Origin of the sequence: Arthrobacter sp. 179, assembly GCF_052379645.1 — a bacterium.
Classification (GTDB): domain Bacteria; phylum Actinomycetota; class Actinomycetes; order Actinomycetales; family Micrococcaceae; genus Arthrobacter_H.
The window spans coordinates 1-24,869 of record NZ_JBQSYU010000018.1 but is presented as its reverse complement, the minus strand read 5'-3'; the positions used below and the strand labels follow the sequence as shown (position 1 = coordinate 24,869).

Sequence of the window (24,869 nt, the reverse complement as noted above, 5' to 3'; positions counted from 1 at the left end):
CAATGTCAGACTCCAATGGAAGGTGGATCAGGGTGGCCAATAAGACCTCGGGCCCGTCCCGGGCCTCGGGAACGCGTGCACAGGACCGCACCGGTTGGCGCCAGGCCGCCCCCGCCCCGCTGGTCCTTCTCCAGGGACCCGAGGCCTACCTTGCCGGAAGGGTCATCGAATCGATCCGCCGGCAGGTTCGCCACCGCGACGGGGACGCCGAGGTGACGGCCTTCGATGCGTCGACCTACCAGCGCGGCGAGCTGCTGCTGGCAGCCAGCCCCTCCCTGTTCGGTGAGGCCAAGATCATCGAGGCCACCTCGCTGGCGACCATGAACGAGGACTTCCTCGACGACGCGCTCGCCTACGCGGCCTCCCCGGCCCAGGACGTGGTCATGATCCTGCACCACTCCGGGGGCAACCGCGGCAAGAAGGTCCTTGATGCACTCAAGGCCGCCGGGGCCCGGGTCATCGACTGCCAGCCGTTGAAGAGGGACTCCGAGAAGGTCGAGTTCGTCTCCCACGAATTCAAGGAGGCCCGCCGCAGGATCCTTCCCGAGGCCACCCGTGCCCTCGTGGCAGCCGTCGGCGCCGATCTGGGCGAATTGGCGGCGGCCTGCTCGCAATTGATCCAGGACACCACGGGTGAGGTCGATCAGGAGACCGTGGACCGGTACTTCGGCGGGCGGGTGGAAGCCACCGGCTTCAAGGTGGCCGATGCCGCCCTGTCGGGTCGTGGCCCCGCGGCGTTGGGGGCCCTGCGCCATGCCCTGGCCACCGGTACCGACCCGGTCCCCATCGTCGCGGCACTGGCCATGAAACTGCGTCAGGTGGCCAAGGTCTCCGGGCAACGCCGTTCCGCAGGATCCATGGCCCAGGAGTTCGGCATGGCACCGTGGCAGATCCAACAGGCCCAGGAGCAGGCCCGCTTTTTCTCCTCCGATGACCTGGTGCGTTGCCTGCGCCTGGTGGCCGAGGCGGATGCCCAGGTCAAGGGCGCTTCCCGCGATCCGCGCTATGCGGTGGAGCGGGCCGTCACCGGGATCGCCCTGGCTGCCCGGCGCTGAACCCAGGGCCCCGGGGCCGGGGGCATTAAACGAAGAAGCCGCCTCCGGAGAACCGGAAGCGGCTTCTTGCGATGAAACCTTGAACGGGCTTTAGAGCGCGTTGACCTTCTTGGAGATGGCCGACTTGTGGTTGGCTGCATTGTTCTTGTGCAGGACACCCTTGGAGACGGCCTTGTCCAGCTTGCGGCCTGCAACGCGCAGCGCTGCCGTGGCGGCATCCTTATCAGCCTTGGTCACAGCCTGCTTGACTGCGCGGATGGCGGTCTTCACATCCGAACGGACTGCCGCGTTGTTGGCGCGGGCCTTCTCGTTGGTGAGGATGCGCTTCTTCTGGGATTTGATGTTTGCCACTAGTTTAAACTCTCTTGCTTTCGCGGAAAATGGTCGGTGAGGGATCCCTCCCGAGCCATCGACTGAGCGGCGTGGGGATACCTATGGCGACCCGGGAGAAGTGCCCGTCGACCTGCGCGGACACACAGCAAGCAATCTTAGCAGCTAAGGCCGATGCCCGCGATTCGAAGCAGTTTCCGGCGGGTCGGCCCGTCGGGACGCTCCAGGCTGGAACGCTGCGCCCTCAGGCTCCGCCCAGGGCCCGGCCGACCCGCTCGAAGGCGCCTCGGTCCAGCACGGCCCCTTCGCGACGAATGCCCTGCGGGTCCACACGGATGACCCGATCGACCTTGACCTCGCTGGGCCTGCCGGCCCGGTCCCAGGCCCCGGTCCCGATGTCGACGTAGTCCCGATCACGGTGCCGGCGGTTGTTGTGGTCCTGGGAGGTGAGCATCAGCCCCAGGAGGAACTCCCCGTCACGGCCCACCAGCAGCACCGGACGATCCTTGCCCCGGGAGGGGTCCTCTTCATAGGGGACCCAGGTCCAGACGATTTCCCCCGGATCCGGATGGCCGTCCGGCCGTGGGGCATACCGGGGGGTGAATCGGCCCTCGTAGTCGCCGGGATAGGGGCGTCCACCCTCTGGCCCCGATGAACCGGCCGGGGAAGTTCCGGGGCTCCGTGAGGGGCCGGGCGTCGATCCCTGGCTACGGCGAAAAGCCCGGAAGGCCTTGGAACCGAGCCGAACCAATTTCCTGATGTTACCGGCGCTGATCTGCATGCGCCCACGGTAACAGCGCTGCGCCACACCCACTGCGGGGTCAGACTCGGGCCCGAATCGTGGAACAATGAGGTGCTGTGGTGCAACTGCGCCCTCGATCCATCCCAACAAGAACCCCAGAGTGAGGTCACCTACGTGTCACCCATGGCCCGCACCGCACCGGTGCCTGCCGCAACCGATCCGGCGATCCTCAGGAACTTCTGCATCATCGCCCATATCGACCACGGGAAATCCACCCTGGCCGACCGGATGCTGCAATCCACGGGGATCGTCTCCCAGCGTGAGATGAAGGCACAGTACCTGGACCGGATGGATATCGAGCGCGAGCGCGGCATCACCATCAAATCCCAGGCCGTGCGCATGCCGTGGGAAGTCGATGGCGTCTCCTACGCACTGAACATGATCGACACTCCGGGCCACGTCGACTTCACCTATGAGGTCTCCCGCTCCCTGGCAGCCAGCGAGGGGGCGATCCTGCTGGTCGATGCCGCCCAGGGGATAGAGGCCCAGACCCTGGCCAACCTCTACCTGGCCATGGAAAACGATCTGACGATCATCCCGGTGCTCAATAAGATCGACCTGCCGGCCGCCCAACCCGAGAAGTATGCCGCCGAAATCGCCGGCCTCATCGGCGGCGATCCCGAAGACGTGTTGAAGGTATCGGGCAAGACCGGTGAAGGCGTCGATGCACTGCTGGACAAGATCGTCCGCGAACTCCCGCCCCCGGTCGGCGATGCCGATGCCCCGGCCCGGGCGATGATCTTCGACTCCGTCTACGACACCTACCGTGGCGTCGTCACCTACGTCCGCGTCGTCGACGGGAAGCTGAGCCCGCGCGAGAAGGTCCAGATGATGTCCACGCGCACCGCCCACGAGGTGCTCGAGATCGGGGTGTCATCCCCCGAACCGACCCCCTGCAAGGGTCTGGGCGTAGGCGAGGTCGGCTATCTGATCACCGGGGTGAAGGACGTCCGCCTGTCCAAGGTCGGCGATACCATCACCTCCTTCGCCAACCCCGCGCCGGAGTCCCTCGGCGGGTACGAGGACCCCAAGCCCATGGTCTTCTCCGGGCTGTACCCGATCGACGGATCGGATTACCCGGTGCTGCGCGATGCCCTGGACAAGCTGTTGCTCAACGATGCGGCCCTGACCTTCGAACCGGAGACCTCGGTGGCCCTGGGCTTCGGGTTCCGGGTGGGCTTCCTGGGCCTGCTGCACCTGGAGATCACGCGGGAACGTCTGGAGAGCGAGTTCAACCTGGACCTCATTTCCACGGCCCCCAACGTCATCTACGACGTGGTGACCGAGGACAAGTCGGTGGTCACCGTGACCAACCCCAGCGAATTCCCTGCCGGCAAGATCCAGGAAGTGCGCGAACCGATGGTGGCCGGCACGATCCTGACCCCGAACGAATTCGTCGGCTCGGTCATGGAATTGTGCCAATCCCGCCGCGGTCAGATGCTGGGCATGGACTATCTCTCCGAGGACCGGGTGGAATTGCGGTACTTGTTGCCGCTGGCCGAGATCGTGTTCGATTTCTTCGATTTCCTCAAATCCAAGACGCGGGGTTATGCCTCCTTCGACTGGAAGGCCGAAGGCGAACAGGTCGCCGATCTGGTCAAGGTCGACATCCTGCTCCAAGGCGAGGCGGTGGACGCATTCAGCGCGATCACCCATAAGGACAAGGCCTACCCCTACGGGGTGATGATGACCCGCAAGCTGCGCGAACTCATTCCGCGCCAGCAGTTCGAGGTCCCCATCCAGGCGGCCATCGGCTCGCGGATCATCGCCCGTGAATCCGTCCGGGCCATCCGCAAGGACGTCCTGGCCAAATGCTACGGCGGCGATATCTCGCGTAAGCGCAAGCTGCTGGAAAAGCAGAAGGAAGGCAAGAAGCGCATGAAGATGGTCGGCCGCGTCGAGGTGCCGCAGGAAGCCTTCATCGCCGCCTTGTCCTCCGAGGGCTCCGCGGACAAGGCCAAGAAGTAGCCTTCATGCCTTCTGCCTTGCCCCTCGGGGATCCGGCGCCGGCCGATGGCCTGCTGCCCGCCAGCACCATCGACGGCGCCACCGAACGCGACTTCTGTGTCTATGTGCATATCCCGTTCTGTGCCGTGCGCTGCGGATACTGCGACTTCAACACCTATACGGCCCATGAACTAGGCTCCGGATCCAGCCAGGACACCTATGCGGCCGCGGCCTCCGCCGAGCTGGAGTTCGGCGGAGGGGTCCTGCGAGCCAGCGGGTTGCCCGACCGGAAGGTCTCCACCGTCTTCTTCGGCGGGGGAACCCCGACCCTGTTGCCGGCCGAGGATCTGGCCTCGGTCCTGGAGACGATCCGTGGGACATGGGGGTTGCAGGACGGTGCGGAGATCACCACCGAAGCCAACCCGGACTCGGTGACGTTCGAATCGCTCAGCACCCTGGCCGAGGCCGGCTTCACCCGGGTGTCCTTCGGCATGCAATCGGCCGTTCCCCACGTCTTGAAGACCCTGGACCGCACCCACCGCCCCGAAGGGGTCGGCCAGGCGGTCGCGTGGGCCCGCGAAGCCGGACTGGCCGTCAGCGTGGATCTGATCTATGGGGTTCCGGGGGAGTCACTGGAGGATTGGCGGGCCTCGCTGGAGACGGCCCTGACCTATGACCCCGATCATATTTCCGCCTACGCCCTGATCATCGAGGACGGGACGCGGCTGGCCGCCCAGATTCGTCGCGGCGAAGTCGCCGACATCGATGACGACGACCACGCCGATAAGTATCTGCTGGCCGAGGAACTGCTCACCGCCGCCGGGTTCTCCTGGTATGAGGTCAGCAACTGGAGCCGGAGCGAAGCAACCCGGTGCCGCCACAACATGGCCTACTGGAAGGGTGCCGACTGGTGGGGCGCCGGACCCGGAGCGCATTCTCATGTCGGAGGTCTGCGCTGGTGGAACGTCAAGCATCCTGCGGCCTACCAGCAGCGCATCGACGCCGGGACTTCCCCGGCGGCCGGACGCGAAAGCCCCGATGAGCAGGCGCGTCTGCTCGAGCGGACGATGCTGCTGACCCGGATCGTCGACGGTCTTCCGGTCGCGGAGCTGCCTGCCTCGGGACGCCACGCCGTGGCCGGGCTGATTTCCGACGGACTCATCGAGGGCTCGGCCGCCGTGGGCGGCCGGATCATCCCCACCTTGAATGGCCGTCTGCTGGCCGACGCCATCGTGCGTCGGCTCCTGGACTTCTAGGGGCCCTGCCCCGAACGGAAGCGGGCCCGGGAACCAGGTTCCCGGGCCCGCCCGAACTCCGTACCGGGGCGAGTGCTAATCGATGAGTCTGAGGTTGAAGGGGTAGCGGTAGGGACGACCGCGGTTGACCTCGATCCCGGCGACCACGCCGCTGACGGTGATATAGGTCCACAGCGCGACGGCGATGATGGCGAAGACCCCACCGACCACCGGGATGAACATGAGCAGGTTGGAGATCAGGGCCAGCACCGTCAACGGAAGCGTGAAGTTCAGCGCCTCCTTGGATTCCTGGGCGGTGAAGGCCCCGCGGTCCCGATAGACGAGGTAGATGATCCCCGACGGGATGCATCCCAGGATGCCCCCGAAGTGCGCAATCGTCGCCCACTGGCGATCTTCCGAAGGTGTCAGCGGCAGGGGAGCCGATGACGAACCCTCGAAGCGTCCGGCGTCGGCCGAGCCTTCGCCGGGCTTCTTGCCTGATCCGTTCATCACCAAGTCGTTCCTCCCGTCCAACACGATTTTGCCTAGTTTATCGCCCCCGGGGGCCTCCGGTACCCCTTCGCGGGACGTACGGCGCGCCGAGAGGTCAGTTTCGGCCGGTGGTCAGGAAGTCAATGACCTCTTCGACCCGCCCGAGCAGGCTCGGTTCCAGGTCGGTGAAACTGTTCACCTGGCCCAATAGCCGCCGCCATCCCAGGGCCACATCGGCTTGGCTGGCATGGGCCCACCCCAGACCCTTGAGGATACCTGTCTTCCAATCGGTTCCCCGCGGGATGACCGGCCATGCGGTGATGCCCAGCACCTGCGGGCGGATTGCCTGCCAGACATCGACATAGGGGTGCCCGACGATCAGGACATTGGACCGGGCCCCCGGAACCCGCATGGCCTCGGCGGCGATCTTCTCCTCCTTGGTCCCGGAGACCAGGTGGTCCACCAGGATCCCCAGCTTGCGCTCGGGCCCCGGGGAGAACTCGGCGATCGCCCCCGCCAGGTCATCGACACCATGCAGGGGTTCGACGACGATCCCTTCCACCCGCAGGTCGTGGCCCCAGACCTTTTCGACCAGTTCGGCGTCGTGCTTGCCCTCGACCCAGATCCGGCTGGCCAATGCGGTACGGGCCTTGAGGTTGGAGACCTTCACCGAACCGGAGGCGCTCCGGCCGCCTCCGGCCCCGGGGGCGGCCGCCACGGCCTGTGGTTCGATGACCTCGACCGGCTCGCCTTCGATCAGGAAACCGAAGCCCGTGGGGAAGGACCGGGTCTTGCCCCGACGATCCTCCAGGACGACCAGACGCAGGCCCCCGGAACGTTCGATCCGCACGACTTCACCGACCCAGCCGGATTGCACGTCTTCGAGCAACAGGCCCAGGGCGGCGGGCACCCGGCGCAGCTGGCGGGCTTTCGGTGCCGATAGATTCTGGGCTCCCCACTGGTGGATATCCAATGCTGACACGGCCTTTCACTGGGTCGGGCGGTCGCGAGGAGCGGGCCGCCGGCGCCGATGCGCGCGGCCACCATGCTAACAAGCGGTCATTCGTATTAGACTTAGCACTTAGGCGTGTCGAGTGCTAAGCCACGAGGCCGCAATCCGTCCATCCACCGCGAGACCCACAGGAGGATCGAATGTCAGTACCACGGCGCCTCGAGGTCCTGCGGGCGATCGTCGAGGACTATGTCCATTCCCGGGAACCGGTCGGCTCCAAGGCCCTGGTTGAACGGCACCGGTTGGGCGTGTCGGCGGCCACCATCCGCAACGACATGTCGGCCCTGGAGGAAGAGGGACTGATCATCGCCCCGCACACCTCCTCGGGGCGGATCCCGACCGAACAGGGCTACCGCTACTTCGTGGACCAGATCGACGCCGTCCGCCCCCTCTCCACCGCGGAAAGCCGGGCCATCCACCGCATGCTGGAGGGGACCAACGACCTGGACGAAGTCCTGGAACGCACGGTCCGGCTCCTGTCCCAGCTGACCAACCAGGTCGCCGTGCTCCAGGTGCCGCAGTTTAGCGATGCCACGGTCCGCCACATAGAGTTGGTGGGTCTGGGGTCCGGTCAGGTCCTCACGATCCTGATCACCAACACCGGCAAGGTCGACCAACGGGTGGTCCTGGTCCCTCCGGAGACCAGCGATGAATCATTGGCCGACCTCAAGGCCACGTTCCTGGCAGCCACCTCGGGCCAGCGGATGCAGAGCATCGGTGATCTGGCCCTGGCCGCCTGTGAGAAAATGGTTCCATCCCTGCGCGATTCCGGACGGATCCTGGCCCAGGCCCTGGCTTCGTTGGGGGACAACTCGGTGATCGAGAGGATCATCATGGCAGGGACCGCCAACCTGGCGCGTTCCACCGGGGACTTCCCGTTGACGATCACCCCGGTGCTCGAAGCCCTCGAGGAACAAGTGGTCCTGTTGCGGTTGTTCTCCGAGTTGGAACAGGACGCCCGGGGCATCGCCGTGCAGATCGGACGGGAGAACCCCTACGGCGGCCTGGCCGAGACCTCGGTCGTGGCCACCGGCTACGGCCCCGGTGCCGCGGCCAAGGTCGGGGTCCTGGGTCCCACCCGCATGGACTACCCCACCAGCATGGCGGCCGTACGAGCGGTCGCCCGTTATCTTTCCCGCATCCTGGCCGGCTGACGGACCAGGGCCCGGGGAATAAGCATGTACAGATTGTCGGAAAGGACACAGCACACACTGTGAGCAGCCACTACGAAACCCTCGGCGTCGCGCGCGACGCCTCCGCCGAGGAAATCAAGAAGTCCTACCGGAAGCTCGCCCGCAAGCTCCACCCGGACGTGAACCCGGGCGAGGATGTCTCGGATAGGTTCAAATCCGTCACCCACGCCTACGAGGTCCTGTCGGACCCGCAGAAGCGTGAGATCTATGATGCGACGGGCAATGAGAACGGCACCGCCGGCGGCGGAGGTGGCGGTGGCGGCTTCGGCGGCTTCGGGGACATCTTCGAACAGTTCTTCGGCGGGGGAGCGGCCCAGGGTCCCGCCTCGCGGACCCAGCGTGGACGGGATGCGCTGGTGACCGCCAGCATCGATCTCAAGGACGCGGTCCAGGGGACCGTCTACACCCTCGACATCGAAACCGCGGTCACCTGTGGCGTCTGCCAAGGCACCTGCTGCCAGCCGGGGACCTCGCCGGAGACCTGCACCATCTGCCAGGGGCAGGGCCAGGTGCAGCGTCCGGTCCGCTCCTTCCTGGGCAACATGATGACCATCGAAACCTGCAGCGCCTGCCGTGGCTTCGGCACCACGCTGCCCAGCCCCTGTAACGAATGCATGGGCCAGGGCCGAGTGCGTGAGCGGGTGTCCAAGCAGCTGAAGATCCCCGCGGGCGTGGCCACCGGCACCCGCATCCACCTGGACAGCCAGGGCGAAGCGGGGCCCGGCGGCGGACCGTCGGGCGACCTGTACGTGGAGATCAACGTCAAACGCCATGCGGTCTTCGAACGCGAAGGCAACGATCTCCATGCCACGTTGCGCATCCCGATGACGGCGGCGGCCCTGGGCACCGACATGAAGTTGGAGACCTTCGACGGCGAGCAGGACATCCTGATCGAGCCGGGCACCCAGTCGGCCGATACGGTCAAGCTCTCCCAGCTGGGCGTCCCCCGGCTGCGCGGGGGCAGCCGCGGCGATCTGGTCGTCCACCTGCAGGTGGAGACCCCCACGAAGATCGACGACGAACAGCGTGAGCTGCTCGAACGTCTGGCCACCCTGCGTGACGAGGAATTCGCCGAGGGCCGGTTGGCCGAACGGGGCGGGGTCTTTTCACGGCTACGCGATAAGTTGGGCCACCGCGCCTGATGAGCAACCAGGCGTTCCTGCTCGATGAGGGGCTGCCCGCCACGGCGGCCCCCGGCGACGCCGTCGACCTCGACGGGCCCGAAGGCCACCACGCGGTGACGGTCAAAAGGGTCCGTCCCGGAGAGCAGATCGATCTGCTCGACGGGACGGGTACCCGCGCCGTCTGCACCGTCCGGCAGGCGGGGAAGGCGTCCCTGAGCGCCGTCATCGACCGGATCGAGCACGAGGAGCAGCCACCGGTCCAGCTGGTCCTGGTCCAGGCCCTCGCCAAGGGGGACCGGGATCTGCAGGCCGTCGAGGCGGCCGTGGAGCTGGGCGTGGACGCCATCCAGCCGTGGCAGTCCGACCGCTCGGTGGTCCGTTGGCCGGCGGCAAAGGCCGAAAAGGGCAGGGCCAAATGGGAGGCGACGGTCCGCTCGGCGGTCAAACAATCCCGGCGGAGTCGTCGCCCCGAGGTCGCCCCGGTCGTGTCGACGGCGCAGCTGGCCGCGAGGTTGGGTCTTACCGGGGCCGGGAAGGGCCCCGAACTGGCGGTCATCCTGCATGAGGGGGCCACCGAACCGCTGTCCGCCGTCGTCCGGGATTTCATGGACGAGTCCGGAACCCCGGATCCTACGGCCGCCCGTCCGCGCATCCTGTTGCTGGTCGGCCCCGAGGGGGGCATCGCCGATTCCGAGGTCTCCCGGCTCGTGGAAGCCGGAGCGAAGACCGCGGTCCTGGGACGCCATGTCCTGCGCGCTTCGACGGCCGGGCCGGCCGCGCTGGTCGTCGCCCGCCAGGTGGCCGGGCTGCTGGACCTCTAGGCCGGGGAGGCCGCCCTACTTCACGGTGATGGTCTTGGAGTCCTCGGCCTGCCGGTCGCTGGAACCGTCCTTGGTGCCCCAGACGGAGAGCGTGTATTCCCCGGGTTCGACGCCGGAGGTCAGGGCGAAGGCGTTATCGGCCAGATCACCCTCACCGAGCTTCACGGTCCCGGAGTCGACGCGCACCTGTTTGTCTTCTTCGCTGCGCGTCAGTTCCCAGTGGGTCCCCCCGGCGAAGGTGGCCGAGGTGCCCTGGATCTTCAGCGCTCCGGCCGGGACCTCGGCCCCTTGCTGGGGGTCGATGATCCAGATGGGGGCCCGGAATCGGCTATTGCGCTGGATCGGCCCGGTCAGTTCCACATGCCCGAAGGCATTGAAGCCCGAATGCCCGTCCACCAGGATGTTGACGCTGGCGGCCGGTTCCTGTCCGATCAGCCCCGACGCGGCGGCCGCGGCCGTCGTGGTGTAGACCAGTTGCTGGATGGCCCGCTGGGCCAGACCGTCGTCGAGCTTGCGGTGGAAGGCGTCGGCCGAGAGGTCGACGGTGATGACGTTGTCGGCGTCGATCGAGGTGCCGATCCGCGAGGGTTTGCTCCAGAGGTTGAAGTAATCCGGATCGTCGGGCTGCTGTTCGGTGAGGTATTTGATCGCCGTGGTGACCGGATCACCCTGATCCTCGGCGGCGACGTACTCCCGATAGAGGTAGACGGTCGAATCGCGTTCACCCAGCCAGTAGATCGGGGACAGATGCGGACCGCTCAGTGATTCCAACGCCGCCGAACTGCTGCGTCCCGCCACGGAGGAGGAGACGTCGGTGGCCGCCGGCATGCTGCTCGGGAAGCCCTCCGGGGATCCCACGCACGCCGAAACCGCCCCCAGGGACAGCACCGCAATCAGCATCACCATGCGACCGCGGGTCCGGCGGTTGGTGTGGGCGGCGATCACGTGGGGGGAATCCTTCGGCTCGGTGGAGGTTCAAAGACGGGGCGGAGACACACGCGTGCCGCGACCGACCATTAATATTGGCACACGAGGCCGGGGTCGGGGCCCCACTTCGGCGCCCCAAGCAGGACCGTTGCAAGACCGATATATACAGTTGCATGAATAACGAGCGCCTCCTGCGGGCTTGTCCCGTAGGATGGAAGGGTGCCGAACGACCGCATTGCAGCGGTCGGAACGGCTGTCAACCAGCACGCGATCGGGAGGGCCAACCCACTAGGATGACCGACGAGGACAACACCACCGCACCGGAAGCGAACCGGGCCACGGTGATCACGTTTTCCAGCAGCGAGCAGATGATCGGTGCGCTCGGCGCGAACGACGAGGTCCTGCGCATCCTCGAGGGGGTCTATCCCTCCGTGGACCTGCATGTCCGCGGCAACGAACTGCGCATCACCGGTGAGTCCGCTCCGGCGGGACGGGCCGAACACGTGGTGAAGGAAGCCCGCTCGCTGGCCGCGCGGGGCACCCGCGTTTCCGCCCAACTGGTCGAACAGCTCGTCCGGATGGTCGAAACCGACGGCGCGGTGCACCGTTCCGGGTCGGAGACCTTCGGATTGAACGTCATTTCCGGGCGCGGCAAACGCATCCGCCCCAAAACGGTCAACCAGAAGGCCTACGTCGATGCCATAGACGCCAATACGGTGATCTTCGGGATCGGACCTGCCGGCACCGGCAAGACCTATCTGGCCATGGCCAAGGCCGTCCAGGCCCTCCAGGCCAAGGAGGTCAACCGGATCATCCTCACCCGTCCGGCCGTCGAGGCGGGGGAGAAGCTCGGCTTCCTGCCCGGATCCCTGAACGAGAAGATCGATCCGTATCTCCGCCCGCTCTACGACGCGCTGCACGACATGATCGATCCGGAATCCATTCCGCGCCTGATGGCCGCCGGGACCATCGAGGTGGCCCCCCTGGCCTATATGCGCGGACGGACGCTCAACGACGCGTTCATCATCCTGGACGAGGCCCAGAACACGACGCCGGAACAGATGAAGATGTTCCTGACCCGGCTGGGCTTCGGCTCCAGGATCGTCGTCACCGGCGACATCACCCAGATCGACCTGCCCGGCGGGTCCAGATCGGGGCTGAAGGTCGTCTCGCAGATCCTGGGCTCGGTCGAGGACATCACCTTCTGCCATCTCGACGCCACCGATGTGGTGCGCCACCGGCTGGTCGGGGACATCGTCAGCGCCTATGAGAAATGGGCGGACGACCCGCAGGAGGACACCGGGTCCGAACGCCGTCGCGCCGCCGCACAGGACAACGCCGCGGCCCGCGAACGGATCGCCCACCGTCGGGCGGCGGAAGCCGGCAGCGAAGAACAGCCCCCGACCGTACAAGCCACCGAGCCGGAGTCCTAGAACATGAGCATCGAAGTCAACAACGAATCGGGGGTCGAGGCCGACCTCGAGGCACTCGAGCGCCTCATCCGGCATATCCTGCATTCCCTCCGCGTCCACCCCGAGGCGGAGGTCTCCGTCATCCTGCTCGACGAGGAGGGCATCGAGCGCCTGCACGTGGATTGGATGGATCTGGATGGACCCACCGACGTGATGTCCTTCCCCATGGATGAACTGCGTCCGGGCAGCCCCGGCTCGCTGACCCCCGCGGGGATGCTCGGGGATCTGGTCATCTGCCCCCAGGTCGCCGCCCGGCAAGCCGAAAGCGGGGGCCACTCCACGGAGGACGAGATCCTGTTGCTGGCCACCCACGGCACCCTCCACCTGCTGGGTTTCGATCATGAGGAACCCCAGGAGAAGGAAGAGATGTTCTCCCTGCAACGCACCCTGCTGGAGGAGTTCCTCGGTCGGAAGGCTCCCCGCGAGACCACCGAATGATTCCTGCCCTGCTGCTGGCCCTGGCGTTGGTCTTCGTCTGTTGCGCGGCGATCCTCACGGCCTCCGAAGCGGCCTTCCTGGCCTTGCCCCGGCAGGAGGCGGAAGACATGCTGGCGGAGCGCCCCCGCCGGCAGTTGCGCCTGATCCTTTCCGATCCGGCAGCCCATACCCATGCCGTGCGGTTCTGGAGGATCTGGTTCGAAACCGCCGGTGCGGTGGCGATCGCCCTGCTCTACCACGACCTGTTGGACAACATCTGGTGGGCAGGCCTGCTGGCCACCGTCACCATGGCAGCGGTCGGGTTCGTCCTGGTCGGGGTCTCCCCACGCCGTTACGGGCGGGTCCGCAGCCGCAGCGTCGTGGTGCTCAGCGCGCCGATGGTCCGTGTGCTGCGCCTGGTCCTGGGACCGATCCCCGGCTGGCTGGTCAGCCTGGGCAGCAGCGTGGCCAAGGGCGCCCCGGCGACCGAGGAGGCGTTCTTCACCGAAGAACAGTTCCGTGACATGGTCGACCGCGCCCACGAGGCCGACATCATCGAGGACGTCGAAGCCGATTTGATCCACTCGGTCTTCGAGCTGGGCGATACCCGGGTCAGGGCCGTGATGGTGCCGCGTACCGATATGGTGACGGTCGACCACGGCTCCAGCCTCGGAGAGGCGATGAGCCTGTTCCTGCGTTCGGGCTGCTCACGCATCCCGGTCATCCGCGACAACCCCGACCAGATCGTGGGCATCATCTACCTCAAGGACGTCGCGGCCCGCCTGCATGCCCGGCCCGATGACCACCACCTGGTCGAACAGGCCTGCCGCGACGTACGCTACGTGCCCGAATCGAAGTCCGTGGCCGAACTGCTCCAGGAACTCCAACGCGAATCCACCCACGTGGCCATCGTCATCGACGAGTACGGTGGTACCGCGGGCCTGGTCACCCTGGAGGACCTGATCGAGGAGATCGTCGGGGAGATCGACGACGAATACGACGATTCCACGAACGAGTCCGAGGAGCTGGAGGACGGCGTCTTCCGGGTCAGCGCCCGGATGAGCATCGATGACTTCGCCGAACTGTTCCAACGCCGGATCACCGACGACGAGGTCGACACCGTCGGCGGCCTGCTGGCCAAGACGTTGGGCCGGGTGCCGATCGTCGGTTCCGAGGTCACCGTCGACGGCATCCGCATCCACGCCGAACGCCTCGCCGGACGGCGCAACCGGATCGGTTTCGTCCTGGCCTGGGTCGACGAATACCCCGAAGCCGCAGACAATGATGAGGGATCGTTGGGCCGTTTGGCCGCCGACGACGTCCCCCGCGAGAACAAGGAATGAAACCGATGGCAGCACAGCAACGCCGCAACCCCGGGCCAGCACGTCGCGGAGCAGGCAAGAACCCCCACCAGGCAGCCAGGGCCCCGCAGTCCCGGCCACCGCATGTCTCCGAGTCCGTGGTCCAGGAACCCGGGGTGGGCCCGCGGCGCGCCGTCAGCGCGCTACCCACCGAATGGCCCGAGGATTTCCGGGCCGGTTTCACCTCCTTCGTGGGGCGGCCCAACGCCGGCAAGTCGACCTTGACCAACGCCCTGGTCGGTCAGAAGATCGCCATCACCTCGGCCAAGCCCCAAACGACACGGCACACCATCCGCGGGATCGTCCACCGCGATGACGCCCAACTGGTCCTCGTGGACACCCCCGGGCTGCACCGGCCGCGCACCCTGCTGGGTCAACGCCTCAACGATCTGGTCGCCGAGACCCTCTCCGAGGTCGACGCCATCGGATTCTGCATCCCGGCCAACGAGAAGATCGGCCCCGGTGACCGGTTCATCGCCACCCAACTCGGCCAGTTGAAGCGCAAGCCCATCGTGGCGATCGTGACCAAGGCGGATCTGGTCGACCGGTCGGCCCTGGCCCGCCAGCTGGTGGCCGTCACCGAATTGGGGGTCGAGACCCTGGGGGAGTCGGGCTGGGCCGCCGTCGTGCCCGTTTCGGCCACCGGGGACTTCCAGGTCGAAGCCGTCTCGGATGTCCTGGCGAAGACCATGCCGTTGTCCCCGCCGCTGTATCCGGACGGGGAACTGACGGACGAGCCGGAGTCCGTGTTGATCGCCGAGCTCATCCGCGAAGCCGCCCTGGAGGGGGTCCGCGACGAGTTGCCGCATTCCCTGGCCGTCGTCGTCGAGGAGGTCATCCCGCGCGAGGACCGGCCGGAGGACAGCCCGATGCTGGACATCCACGTCAACCTGTTCGTCGAACGCTCCTCGCAGAAGGCGATCATCATCGGCCGGGCCGGTTCACGGCTGCGGGAGGTCGGGACCCGGGCCCGGCAGGGGATCGAGGCGCTGATGGGAACCCGGGTCTACCTCGACCTGCATGTGAAGGTCGCCAAGGAATGGCAGCGGGATCCGAAACAGCTCGGCCGCCTCGGATTCTAGGGCCGGCCCCACCGACGAAACATTCGGTGCGGACCTTCGAACCGGCCCGGACCTGATGCTAGGGTGAATTTCATGCATGCGGAACTCCTTCTACTAGGTAGCCGCGACGGGGATCTTCTGGACACCAGTCACTAGGGCCGACCCCCCGTTGCGGAGTTTCGTGCTGCCGGCCTGCATTTTCAACCACCACTGAAAAGGCCCCCTAGATCCATGCAGAACATGCAAAAGCCCTCAGGAATGCCGATCCAGAAGTACATCCCCTTCCAGGATCAGATCACCGTCGAACTGCCCGACCGCACCTGGCCGGACAAGATCATCGACAAGGCACCGCGGTGGTGCGCCGTCGATCTGCGGGACGGCAACCAGGCCCTCATCGATCCGATGAGCCCCGAACGCAAGCACCAGATGTTCGATCTGCTCGTGAAGATGGGCTATAAGGAGATCGAAGTCGGTTTCCCCTCGGCCTCGCAGACGGACTTCGATTTCGTCCGCCAGCTCATCGAACGGGACCGCATCCCCGAGGACGTGTCCATCCAGGTCCTCACCCAGGCCCGCGAACACCTGATCGAGCGGACCTACGAATCCCTCGAAGGGGCCAAGCAGGCGATCGTGCACCTGTACAACTCCACCTCGGTGCTCCAGCGTGAGGTGGTATTCAAGCAGGACCAGGACGGCATCGTGGACATCGCACTGACCGGGGCCCGGCTGTGCAAGAAGTTCGAGGAACAGCTGACCGGCACCAGGATCACCTACGAGTACTCGCCCGAGTCCTACACCGGGACCGAACTGGAGTTCGCCCGCCGCATCTCCGACTCCGTGGCCGAGGTCCTCGAGGCCTCCCCGGAGAACCAGATGATCCTCAACCTGCCCGCCACGGTGGAGATGGCCACCCCCAACGTCTACGCGGATTCGATCGAATGGATGCACCGCAACCTGCGCAACCGCGACTCCATCATCCTCTCCCTGCACCCCCACAACGACCGGGGCACCGGGGTAGCGGCCGCGGAACTGGGCTACATGGCCGGCGCCGACCGCATCGAAGGATGCCTGTTCGGCAATGGGGAGCGCACCGGCAACGTCGACCTGATCACCCTGGGGATGAACCTCTACGGACAGGGCATCGACCCGATGATCGACTTCTCCGACATGGAGTCGATCCGCCGCACCGTCGAATACTGCAACCAGCTGCCCGTCGCGGAACGTTCACCCTATGGTGGCGATCTGGTCTTCACCGCCTTCTCCGGCTCCCACCAGGACGCCATCAAGAAGGGCTTCGAACATATGGAGGCCAAGGCCGCCGCAGCGGGCAAGGACATCAACGACATCCCGTGGGCCGTTCCCTACCTGCCGGTCGATCCGCAGGACATCGGCAGGTCCTACGAGGCGGTCATCCGGGTGAACTCGCAGTCCGGCAAGGGCGGGGTCGCCTACGTGCTCAAGCACGACCATTCACTGGACCTGCCACGTCGGGCACAGATCGAATTCTCCGGGGTCATCCAACGCCTGGCCGAAGGCGACGGCGGGGAGATCAGCCCGGCAAGCATCTGGCAGCAGTTCCAGAACGAGTACCTGCCCTGCGAAACCTTCGAGGGGGAGAGCTGGGGCCACTACCGGTTGGGGAACACGCGCACCCGCACCGACGAGGACGGGTCGTTCACCCTGGACATGGCCCTGGTCTCCAACGGCGTCGAGCAGGAACGTTCGGGAACCGGAAACGGCCCGATCAACGCGCTGGTGAACATCCTCTCCGCCGACGGCGTGGATCTGCGCGTCCTGGACTACACCGAACACGCGTTGAGTGAAGGCGGTTCGGCCCAGGCCGCCGCCTACGTCGAATGCGCGGTCGGCGAACGTGTGCTGTGGGGCGTGGGGATCGATGCGAACACCACCACCGCCTCCTTGAAGGCCGTCATCTCGGCGGTCAACCGGGCAATCTGGGACAACGCACAGCAGGCCTGAGGCGGCAACTACAGCCACCGGCGGCACATGGGGCACGGCTTCTCTGGGATACTGGAGCCGTGCCCCGTTCCAGTTTCGCCGCGAAGTCCTACCGGACCCGGGGTCTGGTCCTGCGCACCTATAAGTTGGGCGAGGCCGACCGGATCATCGTGTTGCTGACCTCCGATCACGGCCAGGTCCGTGCCGTGGCCAAGGGGGTGCGCCGCACCAGCTCCAAAATGGGGGCCACCCTGGAGCCTTTCATGTTCGTAGAGGCCCAGGTCGTCCGTGGTCGGAGCCTGGACATCATCACCCAGGCCCAATTGCGCCATCCCTACGGCCAGTCCCTGTCGCTGGACTATTCGAGATACACCAGTGCCAGCGCCATGGCCGAAACCGCCGAGCGCCTCACCGAAGCCGATACCGAATCCGCGGCCACCCAGTTCAGGTTGCTCCACGGTGCCATCGCGGCGATGGCCCGCGGCGCCCAGGATCCCGGCCTGCTGCTGGATTCCTATCTGCTCCGGGCGCTGGCCACCGCCGGGTGGGCCCCGAGCTTCACCGACTGCGTGCACTGCGGGGCCCCCGGCCCGCATACCGCCCTGAACATCCCCCTGGGCGGGGTCGTCTGCGCCGAATGCCGTCCTGCCGGGTCCAGCTCCCCGGCCCCGGCGACCGTTTCCCTGCTGGCCGCCCTGCTCACCGGGGATTGGCCTGCGACGCTTCACGCCGATGCCTCGGCCCGACGGGAGGCTGCCGGTATGGTGGCGGGGTATCTGCAATGGCATCTGGAACGGGTCGTCAAGTCCCTCAAACACGTGGAAAGAGCCTGATTGATGAAGCGATCCTCCCGCCAGCGGGCGAACCGTCCCGACGTCCTCGCCCCGTGGCCGCACCCCAGTGGTGCCACGGCCCCACGCATCCCCGCCGAGCTGGTGCCCCGGCATGTGGCCATCGTGATGGACGGCAACGGACGCTGGGCCAACCAACGCGGACTGCCACGCACGGAAGGACATAAGGCGGGGGAGGCCGCGCTGCTCGATGTGATGGCCGGGGCGATCGAACTGGGCGTGAAATACGTGTCGGTCTACGCCTTTTCCACCGAAAACTGGAAGCGCAGCCCCGAGGAAGTCAGGTTCCTGATGGGCTTCAACCGGGATGTGCTCCACCGGCAGCGGGACCAGCTCGACGCCTGGGGGGTCCGGGTGCGCTGGGCCGGCCGGCGCCCCAGGCTCTGGCGTTCGGTGGTCAACGAACTGCTCGAGGCCGAGGAACAGACCAAGGACAACGACGTCTGCCATCTGACCATGTGCGTGAACTATGGTGGCCGGGCCGAGATCGCCGACGCGGTGTCGGCGATCGCCGAGGATGTCGCCGCCGGGCGGCTGAAACCCCGCGGGATCTCCGAGAAGACCATCGGACGCTATCTGGACGAACCGGATCTTCCCGATGTCGACCTGTTCCTGCGGTCCTCGGGGGAGCAACGGACCTCCAACTTCATGCTCTGGCAATCCGCCTACGCCGAAATGGTCTTCATGGATGTGCTCTGGCCCGATGTGGACCGGCGCACGCTCTGGGAGGCCGTCGGGATCTACGCCCGCCGCGATCGGCGCTTCGGCGCCGCCATGGACACCCCCACCGAATGAATGCCGGAACCGCTCAGGGCGCGGGGACGTACCCGTCGCAGAACCGGGTCACCGCCTCGTAGGCCTTCGCACGGGTCCGCGCAGCAGAGGTGAACAGGTCATGCATCCCCGCTTCAATCCGCACGATCGCCACCTCGTGGCCCAGCTTCAGGGCCCGCTGCCTGACCGTCTCCACCTCGATGACGGTGTCCGAAACCAGCATCTCGGGTTCGAAGGAGGTCCCCAGATGCGTCCGGTCTGAGGTCATCACCAACACCGGTGCCTTGATATCCAGTCCCCGGTTGACCTCCGCGTGTCCGGCCAGGACCGCAGTGATCCATCCGGCGGTGACCGGGAAGGCATGGCGTGGGCGCCAGAGTGGATGGATGTCCCATTCCCCATGCGCCCGGTTGGACAGGGACTGCCAGTAGTGGTCGACCTCGGGGAGCTTGATCCTGGCCTTGGGCCGCACCCTCGCCAACGGATCGAGTAGTCCGGCGGCCGCGTTGCGGACCAACCAGCTGCCCTGCATCTCCAGCCAGGGTGAATTCAGGATCAGCGCCGTGAACACCCCGGGGTGGCGATGGGCGTAGAGGCTCGCCGTGAGACCCCCGGTGGAGTGGGCCACGCAGAGGGTCCGGCCCACCGGACCCACATCCTCCCTGATCGTGGCCAGCGCGGCTTCGATATCGACGTCGTACTCGGTGAGCGAGGTGACGAATCCCGGGGTCTGCCAGGATCTGAGGCTGCGACCGTACCGGCGCAGATCCAACGCGTAGAAACGGTATCCCCGTCCGGCCCAATACCTGGCCAGTTCCGCGTTGTAGAAATAGTCGGTCCAGCCATGCATCCCCAGCACGACGTCGGTGGGCTCCTCGGTGGCGGCGCCGGCCTGCGGCCCGCCGGCCAGGACCCGGTCCAGTCCCTGGCGGAGGTTGAGCATGGCATCGCGCCAATGCTTCTGTTCCCGGGGTGGCTCCGGCGAGGACGCCTCGACGGGCAGGTAGCGCACCAACGTGGCACTGAGGGGACCTTCCTCATCCCGTCCGCGGGCAATCGTGGTGTAGCTGAATCCCGGCCCCAGTTCATCCTCGACCCACTGCCCGGGACGGGTGTCGACCGCGTACTGCGGTTCCTCGCTATGCATGTGTCGAGCATATCCATGGTGGAGTTGGCAGCGGCAGCATGGGCAGGGAAGACTGGTGGCATGCGCTTCTACCCGACGTTCTTCCGTGTGGTCTTCTCCGGCATGGATCCCGAAAAGGCCCACCAGATCGGCTTCCGGCTCATCCGCCTGGCCGAAACCACCGGGGCTTCGGCGGTGCTGCGCCGGATCACCCGCCCGCACCCAAGCCTGAAGCGCCGGGTCATGGGCCTTGATTTTCCCTCACCCTTCGGTCTGGCTGCCGGTTTCGACAAGGAGGGCCACGGGGTTGCGGCCCTGGCGGATCTGGGCTTCGGGCATCTCGAAATCGGGACGATCACCGGCCAGGCCCAACCAGGGAACCCGAAACCACGACTGTTCCGGCTCGTCGAGGATCGTGCGGTGATCAACCGGATGGGATTCAACAACGACGGTGCCGCAGCGGTCGCCCCCCGGATCCGCGCCGCGTTGCCCGTCCTGACCCGACGGTTCGGCCCCGACCGGCCGGTCGTGGGCCTGAACATCGGCAAGACCAAACTCGTCGAGCTGGACGATGCCATCGAGGACTATCTGGCAGGAACCCGGGAACTGGCTGGCGCGGCGGACTACCTGGTGGTCAACGTCAGTTCCCCGAACACTCCTGGGCTGCGCCTGCTCCAGGGCATCGACTCGTTGCGTCCACTGCTGGCCGCCGTCGGGGCCGAAGCGGACCGGACCACGGGAAGGCATGTCCCCCTCCTGGTGAAGATCGCCCCCGATCTGGCGGACTCTGATGTCGATGACGTGGCCGCGCTGGTCACCGAGCTCGGGTTGGAAGGAGTCGTGGCCACCAACACCACCATCGAGCGCACCGGATTGGTCACGGTTCCCGATCGGATCCGCGAATACGGAGCCGGCGGTCTGAGTGGTGCCCCGCTGAAGTCCAGGTCATTGGACGTGCTGCGCCGCCTGCGCTCGACCTTGCCACAGGAGTCCACGGTGATCTCGGTCGGGGGAGTGGAGACGGCGGACGATGTCCTGGAACGCCTGGCGGCCGGGGCGGATCTGGTCCAGGGGTACACCGCCTTCCTGTATGAAGGCCCGTTCTGGGTCGCCCGGATCAACCGCGGATTGCGCAAGGCCTTCTCCGGTCGCTGATCCTGCACACAGGCAACGAGGGCCCCCACCGATGGTGGGGGCCCTCGTTGCATGCTCCGGGAAGCAGTGCGGTCAGTCGACCGGTCCGCCGCGGGCGACCTGCGGCTTCGGCAGGCGCAGCTTGCGGAACTGCAGGCCGCGCATCGCCGCGTACCACAGCACTCCACGGTCCCGGGTGCCGAACTTATCGGTCAAGCGCCGTTTGAGCTGGCGCGTCATGATGAACGAGTCCAGGACCGTGACGCCCAGGACGATCCACAAACCGAAGGTGACGTAGGCGGTGACCTGGATGTTGCTGCTCATCGAGAAGGAGATGATGAGGAAGACCAGGATGATGATCATCAGGAACTCACCGACCATCCAGCGGGAGTCCACGAAGTTGCGGGCGAAACGCTTCTGCGGACCCTTGTCCCGGGTCGAGAGGTAGCGTTCGTCGCCGGTCTCGTTGGCCAGACGCATCCGCTCCTGGGCGGCCGAACGCTGCTGGCGCGCCTGGGCCTTGGCCGCCTTCCGGTCGCTGGGCACCAGGGGACGCTTGTTCTGCGCCTGCTGGCTGTTGCGCCTCGGCGTCGGCGTGCCCTTGCCTAGGGCCGGGCTGTCTGACTCTTCTGGGGTGGCCGGCGGCTGTGCGGCATCGGCTTTTTTGCTTCCAAACACGTGCCAAGTCTAGCCGGGCCTCTCCCGCAGCCGAAACGCCGGGCGGTTGTAGGCTGAAGCCATGACTACTTCCGAACCCGTTTCCGCCGCCGTCGATCACGGCGTCGATCTGGCAGCGATCACCGAGCGCGTGAACCGTGCCATCGACCAGACCCTGACCGAGCTGAAATCCCTTGTCGCCATCCCCGGGATCGCCTGGGAGGCCTTCGATGCCGCCGAACTCGATCGCAGCGCCGAAGCCGTCGCCGCATTGGTCCGTTCCACCGGCATGGAGGACGTACAGATCCTTTCGGTGGACACCCCCGAGGGCAAGCCGGGCTCCCCGGCCGTCGTGGGCCGGCGCCCGGCCCAGCCCGGCAAGCCAACGATCCTGCTGTACGCCCACCACGATGTCCAGCCCCCGGGGGATCCGGACCTGTGGAACACCGCCCCCTTCGAAGCCACCGAATCCGAGGGCCGGCTGTACGGTCGTGGTGCCGCCGATGACAAGGCGGGCATCATGGTCCACATCGCCTCGCTGCGCGCGGTGCTCGACGTCGTGGAGGACTTCGGCGTCGGAGTGACCTATTTCTTCGAGGGGGAGGAGGAAGCCGGTTCGCCCTCCTTCCGCCCGTTCCTGGAGAAGCACCGCGAACTGTTGGCCTCCGATGTGATCGTCGTGGCCGATTCCAGCAACTGGAAGGTCGGTGTCCCGGCCTTGACCACCAGCTTGCGGGGGATGGTCGGCGCCGAGATCGAAGTCCGCGTCCTGGACCACGCAGTGCATTCGGGCATGTTCGGTGGCCCGGTCCTCGATGCCCCCACCGTGGCCGCGCGACTGATCGCCTCCTTCCATGATGATGAAGGCAACGTCGCCGTCGAGGGTCTGCTGGCCCGCGACACCGATCCGGTGGACTACGCCGAGGCCGACTTCCGGGCCGATTCCTCGGTGGTCGAGGGATACCGCCTGGCCGGTACCGGCGCGCTGGCCGACCGGCTCTGGAACAAACCGGCACTGTCGGTCATCGGCATGGACATGCCTTCCGTGGATCTGTCTTCCAACACCCTGCAGCCGTCGACCCGGCTGAAGATCAGCGTCAGGTTGGCCCCCGGCCAGGATCCGCAGGAAGCAGCCGAGGCGCTGCAACGCCACGTGGAGTCACAGGACCTCTTCGGCGCCCAGGTCGACTTCACCGCCGTCGAACAGGGCAATGCCTTCTCCACCGACACCCAGGCGGCAGCCGCCCGGGCCAGCCTGTGGTCCTTGGAGAAGGCCTGGGGCGTCACCCCCGTGGAAACCGGCATCGGCGGCTCGATTCCGTTCATCGCCGATCTGCTCGATGTCTACCCGCAGGCCCAGATCCTGGTCACCGGGGTCGAGGACCCCGACTCGCGGGCCCATAGCGCCAACGAGTCGCTGCATCTCGAGGATTTCCGCAAGGCCGTCATCGCCGAAGCACTGCTTCTGGCGCGGCTTGATTCAGAAGGACTGAAATAAGGGTGCCTGTCGTACCATGGGACATGAGGGGACGGCACGCTACGGTGCCGCCCTCCGGAACAAGCAATATTGGAGGACCAGATGACCGCCACGACCAATGATTCGACCGCCGGTTCCACCGAGGAGCTCAAGACCCACGAGGTGCTTCTCTCCGATGTGGCCGCGGAAAAGGTCCGCAGCCTGTTGGAGCAGGAAGGGCGAACCGATCTCCGCCTGCGCGTGGCCGTCCAGCCGGGTGGCTGCTCCGGCCTGATCTACCAGCTCTACTTCGACGAGCGCCAGCTCGATGGTGATGCCGTGCGCACCTTCGAGGGGGTCGACGTCATCATCGACAAGATGAGCGTGCCCTACCTCGCCGGTGCCTCCATCGACTTCGAGGACACCATCTCCAAGCAGGGCTTCACCATCGACAACCCCAACGCCGGCGGCTCCTGCGCCTGCGGCGACTCGTTCCACTAGGACGCTGCCGACCTGAATCCCACGTCAACGTAACCATCGGTTGACACGGGGTTTCGGTCGGCATTCCGTCGTTCGAGAGGGTAAGCTCTACGATGAGTAGTAAAACTATTGGTCTCGAAGTGCCGGTGCCGGATGCCTTGCTGCGGCCGGAACCGAATCTGGCAGCTCCGAGACCACGTATCGCACCAACAAAGAGGAAGGGCCGTCTGTGAGTTCGCAAGACCGAACCAGCAGCAGTCGCAGGGGCAAGGCCAAGGTACTGGCCATCGCCGGCGCGGGGGCGCTGCTGCTGACGGGTTGTTCAGAACAAGTCCAGCGTGGCTGGCTCCCGAACGAATCCCGGGATATCACCAACCACACTGCAAGCATCCAGGATCTCTGGGTCCACACATGGGTCACCGTCCTTCTGGTCGGCATCATGACCTGGGGGCTGATGATCTGGTGCATCGTGGCCTACCGCCGCCGTAAGGGCGAAGTCGGTTTCCCACGCCAGCTCAGCTACAACCTCCCCATGGAGATCCTCTACACGGCAGTGCCGTTGATGATGGTCCTGACGTTCTTCACGTTCTCGGATAGCACCCAGACCGCCATCGAAGAACCCGTCGATTCCGAACTGGTCGTTGATGTCCAGGCGAAGCAGTGGGCCTGGGATTACAACTATTCCTACCAGGGCGAAGAAAAGTACGATGCCAGCGTTCAGGCCCACTTGGATGGTTCCAAGGGCAAGAACGATGAAATCGCCACGTTGTACCTGCCGGTCGACACCTCGGTGACGCTCGAGCTGAACAGCCGTGACGTCATCCACTCCTTCTGGGTTCCTGCCTTCCTGCAGAAGCTCGACATGATTCCGGGCAAGACCAATACGATCTACCTCACTCCGCAGGAGGAGGGCACGTACGCCGGCAAATGTGCCGAGCTGTGCGGCGAGTACCACTCCGAGATGCTCTTCAACGTCGAGGTCGTTTCCGAAGCCGAGTTCAAGTCCAAGCTTTCCGAGATGGAAGACGGACACATCGGCAAGGACTACAGCCGCAAGCCGGACGAGGTCAATTCCATCACCATTCCGGGAGAGGAAGGGGAGTAGGCCGCGATGACTACTTATGAATACGCCACGGACGAGGCCAAGCCCCTCGCCCCCCGGGTCGTGCCGGTCTCCAAGGGA

General features: G+C 66.1%; 24 protein-coding genes. 17 read left to right on the top strand and 7 right to left on the bottom strand.

Annotated features, from left to right (window positions below):
• Positions 1-2 precede the first annotated feature (2 nt).
• Positions 3-1,055, top strand: a complete 1,053-nt coding sequence (gene holA / locus ACT3UE_RS11415) for a DNA polymerase III subunit delta (protein ID WP_444554919.1) — start codon at positions 3-5, stop codon at positions 1,053-1,055.
• Between the two features lie 90 nt (positions 1,056-1,145).
• Here holA and rpsT read toward each other — a convergent pair whose 3' ends face one another.
• Together rpsT and ACT3UE_RS11405 are read right to left on the bottom strand one after the other, a co-directional pair.
• Positions 1,146-1,406: a 30S ribosomal protein S20 gene (gene rpsT, locus ACT3UE_RS11410; RefSeq protein ID WP_444554920.1), complete on the bottom strand. Its 261-nt coding sequence runs from the start codon at positions 1,404-1,406 to the stop codon at positions 1,146-1,148.
• Between the two features lie 223 nt (positions 1,407-1,629).
• Complete coding sequence (locus tag ACT3UE_RS11405) at positions 1,630-2,166, bottom strand: type II toxin-antitoxin system PemK/MazF family toxin (protein ID WP_444554921.1); 537 nt, start codon at positions 2,164-2,166, stop codon at positions 1,630-1,632.
• A gap of 135 nt (positions 2,167-2,301) precedes the next feature.
• Between ACT3UE_RS11405 and lepA the strand changes: the two genes are divergently transcribed.
• The gene (gene lepA / locus ACT3UE_RS11400) at positions 2,302-4,155 is read left to right on the top strand and encodes a translation elongation factor 4 (RefSeq protein ID WP_444561392.1); all 1,854 of its coding nucleotides are present in this window, start codon (positions 2,302-2,304) and stop codon (positions 4,153-4,155) included.
• Positions 4,156-4,160: 5 nt separating this feature from the next.
• Complete coding sequence (gene hemW / locus ACT3UE_RS11395; protein ID WP_444554923.1) at positions 4,161-5,390, top strand: radical SAM family heme chaperone HemW; 1,230 nt, start codon at positions 4,161-4,163, stop codon at positions 5,388-5,390.
• 75 nt (positions 5,391-5,465) lie between these two features.
• Here hemW and ACT3UE_RS11390 read toward each other — a convergent pair whose 3' ends face one another.
• Entirely contained in the window at positions 5,466-5,879 is a 414-nt protein-coding gene (locus ACT3UE_RS11390; protein ID WP_444554942.1) for a DUF4870 domain-containing protein, read from the bottom strand.
• A 97-nt stretch (positions 5,880-5,976) separates the two neighbouring features.
• Positions 5,977-6,834, bottom strand: a complete 858-nt coding sequence (locus ACT3UE_RS11385; RefSeq protein ID WP_444554943.1) for a DUF3097 family protein — start codon at positions 6,832-6,834, stop codon at positions 5,977-5,979.
• 179 nt (positions 6,835-7,013) lie between these two features.
• On the opposite strand from ACT3UE_RS11385, the gene hrcA reads away from it, so the two are divergent.
• The 3 genes from hrcA to ACT3UE_RS11370 are packed head-to-tail and all read left to right on the top strand — an operon-like array spanning position 7,014 to position 10,011.
• Positions 7,014-8,027, top strand: coding sequence for a heat-inducible transcriptional repressor HrcA (hrcA, locus tag ACT3UE_RS11380; RefSeq protein WP_444566736.1), 1,014 nt, complete (start codon positions 7,014-7,016; stop codon positions 8,025-8,027).
• A 59-nt stretch (positions 8,028-8,086) separates the two neighbouring features.
• On the top strand, positions 8,087-9,208 hold the full coding sequence (gene dnaJ / locus ACT3UE_RS11375; RefSeq protein WP_444561395.1) for a molecular chaperone DnaJ: 1,122 nt from the start codon (positions 8,087-8,089) through the stop codon (positions 9,206-9,208).
• Entirely contained in the window at positions 9,208-10,011 is an 804-nt protein-coding gene (locus ACT3UE_RS11370; RefSeq protein WP_444554926.1) for a 16S rRNA (uracil(1498)-N(3))-methyltransferase, read from the top strand. Before dnaJ ends, ACT3UE_RS11370 begins: the two co-directional genes overlap by 1 nt.
• A gap of 15 nt (positions 10,012-10,026) precedes the next feature.
• Here the strand turns inward: ACT3UE_RS11370 and ACT3UE_RS11365 are convergent, their stop codons facing one another.
• Positions 10,027-10,956 (bottom strand): GerMN domain-containing protein, encoded by a 930-nt coding sequence (locus tag ACT3UE_RS11365; protein ID WP_444554927.1) that lies wholly within the window; start codon positions 10,954-10,956, stop codon positions 10,027-10,029.
• Positions 10,957-11,231: 275 nt separating this feature from the next.
• On the opposite strand from ACT3UE_RS11365, the gene ACT3UE_RS11360 reads away from it, so the two are divergent.
• The 7 genes from ACT3UE_RS11360 to ACT3UE_RS11330 all read left to right on the top strand — a co-directional run bounded on the left by ACT3UE_RS11360 (position 11,232) and on the right by ACT3UE_RS11330 (position 18,854).
• Positions 11,232-12,371, top strand: a complete 1,140-nt coding sequence (locus tag ACT3UE_RS11360; RefSeq protein ID WP_444566735.1) for a PhoH family protein — start codon at positions 11,232-11,234, stop codon at positions 12,369-12,371.
• A 3-nt stretch (positions 12,372-12,374) separates the two neighbouring features.
• Positions 12,375-12,848 (top strand): rRNA maturation RNase YbeY, encoded by a 474-nt coding sequence (gene ybeY, locus ACT3UE_RS11355; RefSeq protein WP_444566734.1) that lies wholly within the window; start codon positions 12,375-12,377, stop codon positions 12,846-12,848.
• A complete protein-coding gene (locus ACT3UE_RS11350; RefSeq protein ID WP_444554930.1) occupies positions 12,845-14,170 on the top strand; it encodes a hemolysin family protein in 1,326 nt (441 codons plus the stop codon). Before ybeY ends, ACT3UE_RS11350 begins: the two co-directional genes overlap by 4 nt.
• Before the next feature lie 5 nt (positions 14,171-14,175).
• Complete coding sequence (gene era, locus ACT3UE_RS11345; RefSeq protein ID WP_444554931.1) at positions 14,176-15,270, top strand: GTPase Era; 1,095 nt, start codon at positions 14,176-14,178, stop codon at positions 15,268-15,270.
• 210 nt (positions 15,271-15,480) lie between these two features.
• Positions 15,481-17,229, top strand: a complete 1,749-nt coding sequence (leuA, locus tag ACT3UE_RS11340; protein WP_444554932.1) for a 2-isopropylmalate synthase — start codon at positions 15,481-15,483, stop codon at positions 17,227-17,229.
• Between the two features lie 59 nt (positions 17,230-17,288).
• A complete protein-coding gene (gene recO, locus ACT3UE_RS11335) occupies positions 17,289-18,041 on the top strand; it encodes a DNA repair protein RecO (RefSeq protein WP_444554933.1) in 753 nt (250 codons plus the stop codon).
• Between the two features lie 3 nt (positions 18,042-18,044).
• Entirely contained in the window at positions 18,045-18,854 is an 810-nt protein-coding gene (locus ACT3UE_RS11330) for an isoprenyl transferase (protein ID WP_444554934.1), read from the top strand.
• Positions 18,855-18,867: 13 nt separating this feature from the next.
• On the opposite strand, the gene ACT3UE_RS11325 is transcribed toward ACT3UE_RS11330, so the two are convergent.
• Positions 18,868-19,980: an alpha/beta hydrolase gene (locus ACT3UE_RS11325; protein WP_444554935.1), complete on the bottom strand. Its 1,113-nt coding sequence runs from the start codon at positions 19,978-19,980 to the stop codon at positions 18,868-18,870.
• Between the two features lie 60 nt (positions 19,981-20,040).
• Between ACT3UE_RS11325 and ACT3UE_RS11320 the strand changes: the two genes are divergently transcribed.
• A complete protein-coding gene (locus tag ACT3UE_RS11320) occupies positions 20,041-21,114 on the top strand; it encodes a quinone-dependent dihydroorotate dehydrogenase (RefSeq protein ID WP_444561396.1) in 1,074 nt (357 codons plus the stop codon).
• 72 nt (positions 21,115-21,186) lie between these two features.
• On the opposite strand, the gene ACT3UE_RS11315 is transcribed toward ACT3UE_RS11320, so the two are convergent.
• Positions 21,187-21,771: a DUF3043 domain-containing protein gene (locus ACT3UE_RS11315; RefSeq protein WP_444554937.1), complete on the bottom strand. Its 585-nt coding sequence runs from the start codon at positions 21,769-21,771 to the stop codon at positions 21,187-21,189.
• 61 nt (positions 21,772-21,832) lie between these two features.
• Between ACT3UE_RS11315 and ACT3UE_RS11310 the strand changes: the two genes are divergently transcribed.
• The 3 genes from ACT3UE_RS11310 to ctaC all read left to right on the top strand — a co-directional run bounded on the left by ACT3UE_RS11310 (position 21,833) and on the right by ctaC (position 24,791).
• Complete coding sequence (locus ACT3UE_RS11310; RefSeq protein WP_444554938.1) at positions 21,833-23,248, top strand: dipeptidase; 1,416 nt, start codon at positions 21,833-21,835, stop codon at positions 23,246-23,248.
• An 81-nt stretch (positions 23,249-23,329) separates the two neighbouring features.
• Positions 23,330-23,707: a HesB/IscA family protein gene (locus ACT3UE_RS11305; protein ID WP_444554939.1), complete on the top strand. Its 378-nt coding sequence runs from the start codon at positions 23,330-23,332 to the stop codon at positions 23,705-23,707.
• A gap of 208 nt (positions 23,708-23,915) precedes the next feature.
• On the top strand, positions 23,916-24,791 hold the full coding sequence (gene ctaC / locus ACT3UE_RS11300) for an aa3-type cytochrome oxidase subunit II (protein WP_444554940.1): 876 nt from the start codon (positions 23,916-23,918) through the stop codon (positions 24,789-24,791).
• Positions 24,792-24,869: the final 78 nt, after the last annotated feature.

Excerpts from the sequence above, each read along its gene's own strand:
- ACT3UE_RS11310 (WP_444554938.1), top strand. The coding sequence starts at position 21,833 with ATGACTACTTCCGAACCCGTTTCCGCCGCCGTCGATCACGGCGTCGAT.
- hemW (WP_444554923.1), top strand. The coding sequence starts at position 4,161 with ATGCCTTCTGCCTTGCCCCTCGGGGATCCGGCGCCGGCCGATGGCCTG.
- ACT3UE_RS11320 (WP_444561396.1), top strand. The coding sequence starts at position 20,041 with ATGCGCTTCTACCCGACGTTCTTCCGTGTGGTCTTCTCCGGCATGGAT.
- hrcA (WP_444566736.1), top strand. The coding sequence starts at position 7,014 with ATGTCAGTACCACGGCGCCTCGAGGTCCTGCGGGCGATCGTCGAGGAC.
- ACT3UE_RS11350 (WP_444554930.1), top strand. The coding sequence starts at position 12,845 with ATGATTCCTGCCCTGCTGCTGGCCCTGGCGTTGGTCTTCGTCTGTTGC.
- holA (WP_444554919.1), top strand. The coding sequence starts at position 3 with ATGTCAGACTCCAATGGAAGGTGGATCAGGGTGGCCAATAAGACCTCG.
- ACT3UE_RS11405 (WP_444554921.1), bottom strand. The coding sequence starts at position 2,166 with ATGCAGATCAGCGCCGGTAACATCAGGAAATTGGTTCGGCTCGGTTCC.
- ybeY (WP_444566734.1), top strand. The coding sequence starts at position 12,375 with ATGAGCATCGAAGTCAACAACGAATCGGGGGTCGAGGCCGACCTCGAG.
- ACT3UE_RS11390 (WP_444554942.1), bottom strand. The coding sequence starts at position 5,879 with ATGAACGGATCAGGCAAGAAGCCCGGCGAAGGCTCGGCCGACGCCGGA.
- era (WP_444554931.1), top strand. The coding sequence starts at position 14,176 with ATGGCAGCACAGCAACGCCGCAACCCCGGGCCAGCACGTCGCGGAGCA.
- ACT3UE_RS11330 (WP_444554934.1), top strand. The coding sequence starts at position 18,045 with ATGAAGCGATCCTCCCGCCAGCGGGCGAACCGTCCCGACGTCCTCGCC.
- ACT3UE_RS11370 (WP_444554926.1), top strand. The coding sequence starts at position 9,208 with ATGAGCAACCAGGCGTTCCTGCTCGATGAGGGGCTGCCCGCCACGGCG.
- ACT3UE_RS11305 (WP_444554939.1), top strand. The coding sequence starts at position 23,330 with ATGACCGCCACGACCAATGATTCGACCGCCGGTTCCACCGAGGAGCTC.
- leuA (WP_444554932.1), top strand. The coding sequence starts at position 15,481 with ATGCAGAACATGCAAAAGCCCTCAGGAATGCCGATCCAGAAGTACATC.
- ACT3UE_RS11360 (WP_444566735.1), top strand. The coding sequence starts at position 11,232 with ATGACCGACGAGGACAACACCACCGCACCGGAAGCGAACCGGGCCACG.
- ACT3UE_RS11325 (WP_444554935.1), bottom strand. The coding sequence starts at position 19,980 with ATGCATAGCGAGGAACCGCAGTACGCGGTCGACACCCGTCCCGGGCAG.